This is a genomic window from Streptomyces sp. NPDC057616, assembly GCF_042800575.1.
Classification (GTDB): domain Bacteria; phylum Actinomycetota; class Actinomycetes; order Streptomycetales; family Streptomycetaceae; genus Streptomyces.
In genome coordinates, this window is the sequence record NZ_JBHVGU010000045.1 from 22,337 (window position 1) to 34,424 (window position 12,088).

Consider the following 12,088-nt stretch of genomic DNA (forward strand, 5'->3'; position numbering starts at 1 on the left):
CATGGCTCTCCTGGCAGACGCTCCAGCGGGCTTCTGGAGTCCTCGGTGGTGAGGTAACGCGTGCGCAGCATCGCACACTTGGGCGCGGCGGCGACGGGCACCTCGTACGTCGCCCGCGGGCGACGTGCTCGCCGTGCCGGCGTCACGCCGACGCAGCGCCCGCCGTCACCGCCGCCACCGTCCTGCGCACCGTCTCCGTGTCCGGCGGCCCCGCCTCCCGGTCCGCGAACAGCAGGTGTGCCGCGCCGAGCAGGGTCGGGGCGAGGACGTCCACGTCCGCGTCGGGGGCGATGCGGCCGAGGTCGCGCTCCGCACCGAGGTAGGCCGCGAGGACCGCCGCCGCCTCCGTCATCAGGGGGATGCCCGTCGAGCCGGCCGCGCGCAGGCGGGCGCGCAGCTCGTCGCGGGCGATCACGAGGCCGACGACCGAGGTGGCGACCGGGTCGAAGAGGACGACCAGGGCGCCGGTGAGGTTGCCCGCGACCGTGCCGGTGCCGGCGGATTCGTTCAGGGCCGCGCCCAGGGCGTCGAGTGCGCGGATGCGGCCGCGCACCAGCTCCGCCAGGAACGCGTCGAAGTCCGGGAAGTACCGGTGCAGCACCCCCTTCGCGACGCCCGCCTCCGCCGTCACCGCCCTGCTGGTCAGCGCGTTGGGGCCGGCGCGCAGCAGGATGCGCTCGGCGGCTTCGAAGAGCTGCTGGCGGGGGTCGCGGAGGGCCGTACCGGTCGGCATGCGGGTCATTCTCTCCTGTCGGCGAGTGGGCGCGCGCCCATTGACCGGTGGGCGACCGCCCACTCATAGTGGGCGCATGCCCACTCCTTCGTCCACCCCGGACCGGTCCACCCCGGACCGGTCCACCCCGGACCGGTCCACTCCGGACCGGTCCGCTCCGGACCGGTCCGCTCCGGACCGGCCTCATGAGTACCGGGACATCGCCGAGTCCTTCGGCGGTGACGCCGAGCGCTACGACCGTGCCCGGCCCCGCTACCCCGAGGCCCTCGTGCGGCGGATCGCCGACGCCCTGCCCGGTCCGGACGTCCTCGACGTCGGCTGCGGCACCGGCATCGCCGCCCGGCAGTTCCGGGCCGCCGGGTGCAGGGTGCTCGGGGTCGAACCCGACGCCCGTATGGCCGACTCGGCCCGGCGCTCGGACCCGGACCTCGACGTGGACGTGGCGACGTTCGAGCGATGGGAGCCGGGGGAGCGGCGGTTCGACGCGGTCGTCGCCGGGACGGCCTGGCACTGGGTCGACCCCGTCGCGGGCGTGGCCAAGGCGGTGCGGGTCCTGCGGCCCGGCGGCCTGCTGGCCCCCTTCTGGAACGTGGCCGACGTCCCGGCCGACCTCGCCGAGGCCGTCGCGGACGCCTGCGAACGCGTCATGCCCGACTCGCCGTTCGACTTCCGCGCGGCCCTGACCAGGTCGATGGTGGACGGCTACCAGACCTTCCTGGTCAAGGCGGCCGACGTGATCCGGGCGGCCGGCGGCTTCGCCGAACCCGAACAGTGGCGCCACGACTGGGAGTTCACCTACACCCGCGACGCCTGGCTGGACGTCATGCCCACCCAGGGCGCCTTCACCCGCCTCCCGGCCGACGGGCTGGGCGAGATCCTGGACGCCGCCGGGGCCGCCATCGACGCGCGCGGCGGCAGCATCACCATGCCGTACGCGACGCTCGCCGTCATCGCGCGACGGAGCTGAAGCACTCCTCGCCGGCCCCTTGCACCGGCAACATCGACGGCGGCCACGACCTCAATACCCGGGCCGTGGCACTGCGTCCGGGCGCTCAGAGGCGCTCGGGCGTCCGGATGCCCAGCAGGGCCATGCCCCGGTGCAGCGTCCGCGCCGCCACGTCGCACAGGAAGAGGCGGTTCTCCGCGACGTCCTGGGCGGGGGCGGGCTTCACCACCGGGCACTGGTCGTAGAACGTCGTGAACAGCGACGCCAGTTGGTACAGGTACGAGGCCACCTTGTGCGGGGCGTACTCCGCCGCCGACTCGAAGACCGTCTCCCCGAACGCGTCCAGGTGCAGGGCCAGCGCCCGCTCCGCCGGGGCGAGTTCGAGCTCCGGGTGGGCCAGCGGGGTGCGGTCGCCGGCCTTGCCGAAGATGGATCGGATACGGGCGTAGGCGTACTGCAGGTACACGCTCGTGTCGCCGTTCAGCGACACCATCTGGTCCAGGTCGAACTTGTAGTCACGGTTCGGCGAGGTCGACAGGTCCGCGTACTTCACGGCGCCGATGCCGACGTACCGGCCGTTCTCGACGATCTCCTCCTCGGTCAGGCCCACCTTCTCGGCCTTCTCCCGCACGACCGCCGTGGCCCGCTCGACCGCCTCGTCCAGCAGGTCCTCCAGCCGGACCGTCTCGCCCTCACGCGTCTTGAACGGCTTGCCGTCCGCGCCCAGCACCGTGCCGTAGCCCATGTTGTGCGCGGTGACGCCCTCGTTGAGCCAGCCGGCCCGCCGGGCCGTCTCGAAGACCATCTTGAAGTGCAGGGACTGACGCACGTCCACGACGTACAGCAGCGTCGTCGCGTGCAGTTCGAAGACACGGTTGCGGATCGCGGACAGGTCGGACGCCGCGTAGCCGAAGCCGCCGTCCGCCTTCTGCACGATCAGCGGCACCGGCTGGTCGTCCTTGCCGCGGATCTCGTCGAAGAAGACGACCAGCGCGCCCTCGGAGCGGACGGCGACGCCCGACTCCTCCAGCAGCCGCGCCGTCTCCGCCATCATGTCGTTGTACGCGGACTCGCCGACGATCTCCTCGTCGCGGATCTCCATGTCGAGCTTCTCGAAGACCGAGTAGAAGTAGACCTTCGACTCGTCCACGAACTGCTGCCACAGCTCGAGCGTCTCCTTGTCGCCGGACTGCAGGGCGACGACCCGCTTGCGGGCCCGCTCCTTGAACTCCTCGTCCGCGTCGAAGACAGCACGCGAGGCCTTGTAGACCCGGTTCAGATTGCTCATCGCCTGCTCGCCGTCGACGTCGGCCGCCGGGGCCAGCTCGCCGGGGTTCTCGAACAGGTACTGGATGAGCATGCCGAACTGGGTGCCCCAGTCGCCGATGTGGTGCCGGCCGATCGTCTTCTCGCCGGTGAAGTCGAGCATGCCGCGCAGGGCGTCGCCGATGACCGCCGAGCGCAGATGGCCGACGTGCATCTCCTTCGCCACGTTCGGCTGGGCGTAGTCGACGACCGTGACGCCCGCGTTCTCCCGCAGGGGGACGCCGAGGCGGCCGGTGTCGTCGGCGTAACGCGCCGCGAGGTTCTCGGTGATCGCCTTGTCCGAGAGCGTGACGTTCAGGAAGCCGGGGCCGGAGACCTCGACGTCCTCGATCACGTCACCCGTGACGAGGTTGCCGACGACCTGCGTCGCCAGCTCCCGCGGGTTGGCCTTGGCCTTCTTGGCGAGGGCGAGGATGCCGTTCGCCTGGAAGTCGGCCCGGTCGCTGCGTCGCAGCAGCGGGTCCGCACCGGCGGCCTCCGGCAGGGTAGCCGAGAGGGCGGACGCGAGCTGCTGCTGGACGGAGTCGCTGAGGGACGTGACCGAGGCCATAGGAAGGGGTGCCGTTCTCCTCGTGGGGATGGATAGACCCAGCAAGTATCCCACGGGGGGTAAAGCGGTTTTCTCCGTCGCATGCCCGTCTGTGAGAATGGAGCGTCACCCCGTTCAGAAAGAAGGACGTGCCGATCGTGGCTCAGAGCACCGAGACCACCGACTGGGTCTCCCGTTTCGCGGATGAGGTCATCGAGGAGTCGGAGCGCCGGGCCCCGGGCAAACCGGTCGTCGTCGCGTCCGGACTGTCCCCCTCGGGACCGATCCACCTCGGGAACCTGCGCGAGGTCATGACCCCGCACCTCGTCGCCGACGAGATCCGGCGCCGCGGGCGGCAGGTGCGCCACCTCATCTCCTGGGACGACTACGACCGCTACCGCAAGGTGCCGGCCGGTGTCGCCGGGGTCGACGAGACGTGGGCCGAGCACATCGGCAAGCCGCTGACCTCCGTCCCCGCTCCGAAGGGCTCGGCGTACCCGAACTGGGCCGAGCACTTCAAGGCCGCGATGGTCGCCTCGCTGGCCGAGCTCGGCGTGGAGTTCGACGGGATCAGCCAGACCGAGCAGTACACCTCGGGCGTCTACCGCGAGCAGGTCCTGCACGCCATGAAGCACCGGCAGGACATCGACGCCGTGCTCGCCCAGTACCGCACGAAGAAGGCCCCCGCCAAGAAGCAGCAGAAGCCCGTCGACGAGGCGGAGCTGGAGGCCGCGGAGGGCTCCGGCGCCGCTGCCGAGGACGACGGCTCCGGCTCGGCCGGGTACTTCCCGTACAAGCCCTACTGCGGCAACTGCGAGAAGGACCTGACCACCGTCACCTCCTACGACGACGCGACGACCGAGCTGACCTACGCCTGCACGGCCTGCGGCTTCTCCGAGACCGTCCGGCTCAACGAGTTCAACCGCGGCAAGCTGGTCTGGAAGGTCGACTGGCCGATGCGGTGGGCCTACGAGGGCGTCGTCTTCGAGCCCAGCGGCGTCGACCACTCCTCCCCGGGATCCTCCTTCCAGGTGGGCGGCCAGATCGTCGGCATCTTCGGCGGCAAGCAGCCGATCGGCCCGATGTACGCCTTCGTCGGCATCTCCGGCATGGCGAAGATGTCGTCCTCGCGCGGCGGCGTGCCCACGCCCGCCGACGCGCTGAAGATCATGGAGCCCCAGCTCCTGCGCTGGCTCTACGCCCGCCGCCGGCCCAACCAGTCCTTCAAGATCGCCTTCGACCAGGAGATCCAGCGCCTCTACGACGAGTGGGACAAGCTCGACGCCAAGGTCGCCGACGGCTCCGCGCTCCCCGCCGACGTGGCCGCGCACGCGCGGGCGGTCGGCACGGCCGCCGGCGAGCTGCCGAAGACCCCGCGCCCGATGCCGTACCGGACGCTGGCCTCGGTCGCGGACATCACCGCCGGGCACGAGGACCAGGCGCTGCGCATCCTCAGCGAGCTGGACCCCGCCAACCCGCTCGGCACGCTCGACGAGGTCCGGCCGCGCTACGACAAGGCCGAGGCCTGGATCAACACGCAGGTGCCCGCCGACCAGCGGACCATCGTGCGCGACGAACCCGACGCCGAGCTGCTGAAGTCCCTCGACGAGCCGTCCCAGCAGTCCCTGCGGCTGCTGCTCGACGGGCTCGCCGAGCACTGGTCCCTCGACGGGCTGACCCACCTCGTCTACGGCGTGCCCAAGGTCCAGGCCGGATTCGCCGCGGACGCCACGCCCAAGGAACTCCCGCCGGAGATCAAGACCGCCCAGCGGACGTTCTTCGCCCTGCTGTACCACCTGCTGGTCGGGCGGGACACGGGGCCGCGCCTGCCCACCCTGCTGCTGGCGGTGGGACAGGAGCGGGTGCGGCGCCTGCTCGGCGAGTAGGACCGGGGGCTACGCGATGTGATCGTCTTCCAGTTCCGCCGTGTGGCGGTTCTGGAAGCGCATCACCATGCGCTTGGCCTCGGCGTCCGGGACGGCGGCGCCGAAGGTGGCCTCGGCGTTGTCGCTGAACTCCCGCGGAGTCGGGTAGCTGCCGTTGATCGACTGCTTGAAGACCTGGTAGTACGACTCCTCGTCCGGCTCCGGGGTGCCACCGCCCTCGCCCAGTTCACGGGTGCGGCCCGGGCTCACCGGGATCGGAAAGCTCCCCGTCTCCTCCCCGGGCAGCTCCTCGTACAGCGGCTCCTCCTCCGCCTCGAAGCGCTCCGGGAACTGCTCCGGGAACTGCTCCTGGAACTGGTCCGGGTACTGCTCGGGCTCGTAGTACTGCTCGGGGAACTGCTCCGGCTCGTACATCGGGTCGTAGTCGCCGTGGTACTGGATCTGCTGCGGGTGCCGCGCGTGCAGCCAGGGGCTCTCCTCCGGCGGGCCGGCCTGCTCCGGACGCTGCGCGGCCGGCGGCGCCACGGCGGCGCGGTTCTCCACCGCGGGGGCCGTGACGCGGGGCGCAGGCGGCAGCACCGCGGGCTCGATCCCGGCCGCCGCCAGGCCCGAAGGGGCCGTCTCCGCGAGCGGGACGCCGTAGCGGGCCAGGCGCAGCGGCATCAGGGACTCCACCGGGGCCTTGCGGCGCCAGGCGCGGCCGAAGCGGGAGCGCAGCCGGGCCTGGTAGACCAGCCGCTCCTGCTCCAGCTTGATCACCTGCTCGTAGGAGCGCAGCTCCCACAGCTTCATACGCCGCCACAGCAGGAACGTCGGGAGGGGCGAGAGTATCCAGCGGGTGAGGCGCACGCCCTCCATGTGCTTGTCCGCCGTGATGTCGGCGATCCGGCCGATCGCGTGCCGGGCCGCCTCCACGGAGACCACGAACAGGATCGGGATCACCGCGTGCATGCCCACGCCCAGCGGGTCGGGCCAGGCGGCGGCACCGTTGAAGGCGATCGTCGCCGCCGTCAGCAGCCATGCCGTCTGGCGCAGCAGCGGGAACGGGATCCGGATCCAGGTGAGCAGGAGATCCAGGGCCAGCAGGACGCAGATGCCCGCGTCGATGCCGATCGGGAAGACGTAGGAGAAGTTCCCGAAGCCCTTCTTGAGGGCCAACTCGCGGACCGCCGCGTACGAACCGGCGAAGCCGATGCCGGCGATGATCACGGCGCCGGTCACGACCACGCCGATGAGAATCCGGTGCATCCGAGTCAGCTGCAGTGGCGCGGCCACTCGTACTCCCCTCCCCTTGCGTGCTGTTGCGCGCAACAGAGTGGCACAAGTGTCCGGCGAACGCGGTGCCGGGACGGCCGAAGCCCGGTCCCCACCGGGGGCCGGGCTCCGTCAAAAAGCGGTGCTGAGCTGCGTGTTGGCGTCCAGATGTGACGGTCAGCTCTTCTTCGACGCTGAAGAGGACGGGGAGGGCGAAGCGGACTTCGCGGCCTTCGACGGGGACGCGGACGCCTTCTTCGAGGCCGACGCGGACGGCGACGGCTTCGACGAGCCCCCACCCGAGCCTGCCCCCGAACCGGAACCCGAGCCGCCGGCACCGTTCGCCGACGCGACCGAGGCGACGGCCTCCTTGGCCGCCTGCTCCGCGGCCTTCGTCAGGGCGCCGGCGTCCGGGGTCTTCTCACCGGCCAGACCCGCGCCGTTGTAGTCGAGCGTGACGACGACGTTCTCGACGCGCGTCACGATCGTCTGCTGCTTGAAGGCGCCTTCCTTCTTCTTCAGGTCGTAGCGCACCAGCGTCGCCTCGTCGCCCGTCCCGGCGACCGGCTGCGACGTAATCTTCTTGGCGCCCTCGACGCCCTGGGCGTCCTTGACCTGCTTCTCGTAGTACGCGTGCGCCAGCTGGTTGCCCGCGCCGCGCTGGCTGTCCGAATCGAAGCGCAGCAGCGAGACGTTGAGCCAGCGGAACTGCGAGCCCTTCACGCCGTTGTTGTCCAGGCTGCTCCAGGAGCAGCTCGCCCTGGTCGCGGTGTCGTCCGACGTGCCCTCCTTGCCGGACTTGGCACCCTTCGGCACCAGGGAGGTCAGCGTCTTCTTCGACAGCACCGCGCACGAGCCCGGCAACTTCCGGTACGCCGCCGCCTGCACCGTCGGCGACGCGCTCGCGCCCGACGCGGACGCGGACGAGTCGCCGCCCGCGTTCTTGCTCCCCCCGTCACCGGAGCCGGAGTCCGACGAGCAGGCGGCCGCGAACACCATCACGGGCAGTGCGAGGGCGCAGACGGCGACACGCCCCGCGCGCCTCGGCTGACGGTCTCGCTGGTTCCGCTGGTCTCGCTTCGCTGCTCGCTGCATGGTTCCTTCACTCATGACGCTGTGGTTCCTGCGGTCGGCGGTTCGGGTCCGAGGGGCCACGGTACGCGGTGAGGAAACTGTGTGCTTCTGCTTCACAGGCATTGCGGTCGGGCCTCCGGTATGCCCGACAGGGCGTCAGCCACCCAGGGTGTCGGCCAGCTGAGCCGCCAGTTTCCGGGCCCTGTCCTGCATTTCCTTGCTGTCAGGAGTCGTGCCGGCGACGGCCGGCTGCTCCTCGTACTGGATGGTCACAATGACGTTGGACGTGCGGAACGCCACAATCACCGTGCGCTGCTGAGCCGTCGACGCGGAGCCGCTGAGCGCGTCGTCCAGGTACGCCTCGTCGCCGAGGTCGGTCAGGACGCGGGGCTGGAGATCGGACGGCGCGACGGACGGGGAGGCGGATCCGGACGCCGTGTCGGAGGGCGAGCCGGAGGAGGACGAGCCGTCCGCACCGGTGGCGCCGGGGGAGGGGTCCGCGCCGGAGCCGCCGGCCGCGCTGCCGGAGGCCTCCGGCGCGGGCAGGTCGGCCGCCGTCTGCTTCTGCGCGAACAGCTCCTGCGCCTGGGCGTCGTCGCTCACGGAGTTGTCGTAGGAGACGACGCGCTCGAAGTCGACGAGGAGATGGTCCGTCGCGTCCGACGACTGCACCTTCCAGCGACAGCCCACCTTGCGGTCGGTGTCGTACGTGAGCGTGGCCTCGCCCTCGTACGCCCTCTCGCGCTGCTGCTCGTCGGTGATCTCCTTGATGCCGGGCAGCAGTGTGTCGAGGGTGCTGTGGCCGGGGGCGCTGCACGGCTCCGGGAGCGTGCGGTACTTGCCCGGCTGGGCCGCGGCGGTCGCGGTGCCGGTGTCGCCGGGGTTGGAGTCGTCGGTCGAACCACCGCCGCCCGAGCCGCCGGTGCAGCCGGCCAGCAACGCCGCGAGGAGGGCGGCGACGCCGGATACGTAGGCCTTCCGCTGCACGGGCTGGCTCCTCTCGACGGTGGGGCTGGGGCTGTGGCTCCAGTGTCCCCGCTGGTTATTCGCTTGCCGGGCGGGGGTGTCCCCTGGAGACAATGTGTATCGCACGCACTGCCGTGGACGCCGGTCCGTCGACCTGTTTCAACGACCTTGGCGCCGGTTTTGCGATTTCTTACTTCTGTTGTTCTTCCGGGGGAATGAGGGCGAAATGTCGTACGTGGAAATGCCGGGCGCGAAGGTTCCGATCCGTCTGTGGACCGACCCGGCGTCGGTCGAGGAGTCGGCCCTCCAGCAGCTCCGCAACGTCGCGACGCTCCCCTGGATCAGGGGCCTCGCCGTCATGCCGGACGTCCACTACGGCAAGGGCGCGACGGTCGGCTCCGTCATCGCCATGCAGGGCGCGGTGTGCCCCGCGGCGGTGGGCGTCGACATCGGCTGCGGCATGTCGGCGGTCCGCACGTCACTGACGGCGAACGACCTGCCGGGCGATCTGTCCCGCCTGCGGTCGAAGGTGGAGCAGGCGATTCCGGTGGGACGGGGCATGCACGACGACCCGGTCGACCCGGGCCGCTTCCACGCGCTCCCGACGGCCGGCTGGGACGACTTCTGGGGACGGTTCGACGGGGTCGCGGAGGCGGTGAAGTTCCGCGCGGAGCGGGCCGCGAAGCAGATGGGGACGCTCGGGTCCGGGAATCACTTCGTGGAGGTCTGCACGGACACGACGGGTGCCGTCTGGCTGATGCTGCACTCCGGTTCGCGCAACATCGGCAAGGAACTGGCCGAGCACCACATCGGTGTGGCCCAGAAGCTCCCGCACAACCAGGGGCTGATCGACCGTGACCTCGCGGTGTTCGTCGCGGACACCCCGCAGATGGCGGCGTACCGCAACGACCTGTTCTGGGCGCAGGAGTACGCGAAGTACAACCGCACGCTGATGATGGCGCTCCTGAAGGACGTGATCCGCAAGGAGTTCAAGAAGGCGAAGCCGACCTTCGAGCCGGAGATCAGCGCGCACCACAACTACGTGGCCGAGGAGCGCTACGAGGGCATGGACCTGCTCGTGACCCGCAAGGGCGCGATCCGGGCCGGCTCCGGCGAGTACGGCATCATCCCGGGCTCCATGGGCACGGGTTCGTACATCGTGAAGGGCCTCGGCAACGCGAAGGCCTTCAACTCGGCCTCGCACGGCGCGGGTCGGCGCATGAGCCGCAACGCGGCGAAGCGGCGGTTCTCGACGAAGGACCTGGAGGAGCAGACGCGGGGCGTGGAGTGCCGCAAGGACTCCGGCGTCGTCGACGAGATCCCGGGCGCGTACAAGCCCATCGAGCAGGTCATCGACCAGCAGCGGGACCTGGTCGAGGTCGTGGCCAAGCTGAAGCAGGTTGTTTGCGTGAAGGGCTGACCTGACGCGGTGCTACTTGGCGTGCAGCACCGCGTAGATCATGACGAAGGCCACGATGTGGATGCCGAAGAGGAAGTACGCGAGGTAGTACCAGACGTACCGTTCGCGCTTCTTCTCCAGGGCGAGGCGGCGGCGTTCCGGGTCGTCGGCGGTCACGGCTCGCGGTGGACCTTGGTGTTGGACGCCTGGGCGCGGGGGCGCAGGACGAGGAGGTCGACGTTGACGTGGCTGGGGCGGGTGACCGTCCAGGTGATCGTCTCCGCCACGTCGTCGGCCGTCAGGGGGTCGGCCACGCCCTCGTAGACCTTCGAGGCCTTCTGCTCGTCGCCGCCGAAGCGGGTCAGGGCGAACTCGTCGGTCTTGACCATGCCGGGCGCGATCTCGATGACGCGCACCGGGCGGCCGACGATCTCCAGGCGGAGGGTCTCGGCGAGGACGTGCTCGCCGTGCTTGGCGGCGACGTAGCCACCGCCGCCCTCGTACGTGCCGTGCCCGGCGGTGGAGGAGACGACGACCACCGTGCCGTCGCCGCTCGCCACGAGCTTGGGCAGCAGCGCCTGGGTGAGGTTCAGGGTGCCGATGACGTTCGTCTCGTACATCGAGCGCCAGTGGGCCGGGTCGCCGGTCGCCACCGGGTCGGCGCCGAGCGCGCCGCCCGCGTTGTTGACCAGGACGCCGACCGTCTTGAACGCGCTCGCGAACTCGTCGACCGCCGCGCGGTCGGTGACGTCGAGCTGGTACGCCGCGGCCGAGTGGCCCGCCGCGTTGATCTCCTCCGCGACCGCCTCGATGCGGTCCTTGCGGCGGGCGGTGAGGACGACGCGGTAGCCGGCCGCGGCGAGCTGCCGGGCCGTGGCGGCGCCGATGCCGCTGCTCGCACCGGTGACGATCGCGATGCGGGAGGCGGCGGACGGTGCGGTTGCCATGCGGTGCTCCTGGTCTGCGGGGTGCGGTCGGCCTCGTTCAGCGTAAGTGAGGTTCAGCCGCCGCTCCGCGGCGCCCACATGATCACGGCCATGCCGGCCAGGCAGACGAGCGCGCCTGCGATGTCCCAGCGGTCCGGGCGGTAGCCGTCCGCGACCACGCCCCACAGGATCGACCCGGCCACGAAGATCCCGCCGTACGCGGCGAGGATGCGGCCGAAGTGGGCGTCGGGCTGGAAGGTGGCGACGAAGCCGTAGGCGCCGAGGGCCAGGACGCCCCCCGCCATCCACAGCCAGCCGCGGTGTTCGCGCACGCCCTGCCAGATCAGCCAGGCGCCGCCGATCTCGAAGAGCGCGGCGACGACGAACAGGGCGGCGGAGCGGGCGATGAGCATGACGGCAGACTGCCACGCGTGCTGTCACCTGATGGACGGCGCCTGCGGCGCGCTCCACGGGGGATACATCGCTACGTCCGCGCTGGAGTGAGGAGTGGTGGCATGCACAGGGTTCTCCCGGTGTCGGTGGCGGCGTTCGCGGCGGTGGCAGCGGGGGCGGTGCCCGCTGCCGCCGGCGGCGCTCCCGAGGCCGATCTGGCCTACCACGGCGTCGTCTCGATGACCGGCGGCCGCGTGGACCTGCGGCTCGTGCCGCGCAACCACGGGCCCTCCGCCGTGCCGGACGCGACGGTGCGGCTGCGCTGGTCGGCGCCGCTCGTGGACCGGCAGGCGCTGCCGGAGGGGTGCGCCCGGTCGGAGGCGCGGGTGGTGCTGTGCCGGGTGGGGGCGCTGGCCGCGGACGACATGGGGCGGCCGATCGAACTGCGGGTGCGGCTGCGGGGCACGCCGTCCGAGGTGGTGCTGGAGACGGACACGGTGTGGAGCGGGGGCGCCGTGGACCGCAACCGGCAGAACGACCGGCAGCGGGTACTCGTCCTCGACACCGGCGACGAGTACTACTTCTGACGAGTACTACGTCTGACGAGTACCGACTGCTTCCGGGGATGGCGGGGAGCCGTACCACCACGGGTGCGC

General features: G+C 71.1%; 12 protein-coding genes. 4 read left to right on the forward strand and 8 right to left on the reverse strand.

The annotated features are described in order from the left end of the window. Positions 1-142: 142 nt before the first annotated feature. Positions 143-733 carry a TetR/AcrR family transcriptional regulator gene (locus ACFU97_RS38955; RefSeq protein ID WP_384266094.1) on the reverse strand — a complete coding sequence of 197 codons (591 nt, stop codon included), beginning with the start codon at positions 731-733 and terminating at the stop codon, positions 143-145. A gap of 199 nt (positions 734-932) precedes the next feature. On the opposite strand from ACFU97_RS38955, the gene ACFU97_RS38960 reads away from it, so the two are divergent. Further along, positions 933-1,700: a class I SAM-dependent methyltransferase gene (locus tag ACFU97_RS38960; RefSeq protein ID WP_384266213.1), complete on the forward strand. Its 768-nt coding sequence runs from the start codon at positions 933-935 to the stop codon at positions 1,698-1,700. 85 nt (positions 1,701-1,785) lie between these two features. Here ACFU97_RS38960 and argS read toward each other — a convergent pair whose 3' ends face one another. After that, the gene (argS, locus tag ACFU97_RS38965) at positions 1,786-3,555 is read right to left on the reverse strand and encodes an arginine--tRNA ligase (RefSeq protein WP_384266096.1); all 1,770 of its coding nucleotides are present in this window, start codon (positions 3,553-3,555) and stop codon (positions 1,786-1,788) included. A 128-nt stretch (positions 3,556-3,683) separates the two neighbouring features. Here argS and lysS point away from each other — a divergent pair, with 128 nt between their 5' ends. Continuing rightward, positions 3,684-5,420, forward strand: coding sequence for a lysine--tRNA ligase (lysS, locus tag ACFU97_RS38970; RefSeq protein WP_384266099.1), 1,737 nt, complete (start codon positions 3,684-3,686; stop codon positions 5,418-5,420). A 9-nt stretch (positions 5,421-5,429) separates the two neighbouring features. Here lysS and ACFU97_RS38975 read toward each other — a convergent pair whose 3' ends face one another. The 3 genes from ACFU97_RS38975 to ACFU97_RS38985 all read right to left on the reverse strand — a co-directional run bounded on the left by ACFU97_RS38975 (position 5,430) and on the right by ACFU97_RS38985 (position 8,735). After that, positions 5,430-6,668 (reverse strand): DUF2637 domain-containing protein, encoded by a 1,239-nt coding sequence (locus ACFU97_RS38975; protein WP_384266215.1) that lies wholly within the window; start codon positions 6,666-6,668, stop codon positions 5,430-5,432. Positions 6,669-6,851: 183 nt separating this feature from the next. Further along, complete coding sequence (locus ACFU97_RS38980) at positions 6,852-7,769, reverse strand: DUF3558 domain-containing protein (RefSeq protein WP_384266101.1); 918 nt, start codon at positions 7,767-7,769, stop codon at positions 6,852-6,854. A gap of 135 nt (positions 7,770-7,904) precedes the next feature. After that, complete coding sequence (locus ACFU97_RS38985) at positions 7,905-8,735, reverse strand: DUF3558 domain-containing protein (protein WP_384266103.1); 831 nt, start codon at positions 8,733-8,735, stop codon at positions 7,905-7,907. A gap of 205 nt (positions 8,736-8,940) precedes the next feature. Between ACFU97_RS38985 and ACFU97_RS38990 the strand changes: the two genes are divergently transcribed. Next, a complete protein-coding gene (locus tag ACFU97_RS38990; protein WP_384266105.1) occupies positions 8,941-10,134 on the forward strand; it encodes an RtcB family protein in 1,194 nt (397 codons plus the stop codon). Between the two features lie 12 nt (positions 10,135-10,146). On the opposite strand, the gene ACFU97_RS38995 is transcribed toward ACFU97_RS38990, so the two are convergent. The 3 genes from ACFU97_RS38995 to ACFU97_RS39005 are packed head-to-tail and all read right to left on the reverse strand — an operon-like array spanning position 10,147 to position 11,452. Beyond that, complete coding sequence (locus tag ACFU97_RS38995) at positions 10,147-10,290, reverse strand: hypothetical protein (RefSeq protein ID WP_384266107.1); 144 nt, start codon at positions 10,288-10,290, stop codon at positions 10,147-10,149. Beyond that, complete coding sequence (locus tag ACFU97_RS39000; protein WP_384266110.1) at positions 10,287-11,060, reverse strand: SDR family NAD(P)-dependent oxidoreductase; 774 nt, start codon at positions 11,058-11,060, stop codon at positions 10,287-10,289. Before ACFU97_RS39000 ends, ACFU97_RS38995 begins: the two co-directional genes overlap by 4 nt. 53 nt (positions 11,061-11,113) lie before the next feature. After that, on the reverse strand, positions 11,114-11,452 hold the full coding sequence (locus ACFU97_RS39005; RefSeq protein ID WP_384266112.1) for a YnfA family protein: 339 nt from the start codon (positions 11,450-11,452) through the stop codon (positions 11,114-11,116). A 102-nt stretch (positions 11,453-11,554) separates the two neighbouring features. Between ACFU97_RS39005 and ACFU97_RS39010 the strand changes: the two genes are divergently transcribed. Further along, positions 11,555-12,019, forward strand: a complete 465-nt coding sequence (locus tag ACFU97_RS39010; protein WP_384266115.1) for a hypothetical protein — start codon at positions 11,555-11,557, stop codon at positions 12,017-12,019. The last annotated feature ends 69 nt before the right edge of the window (positions 12,020-12,088 follow it).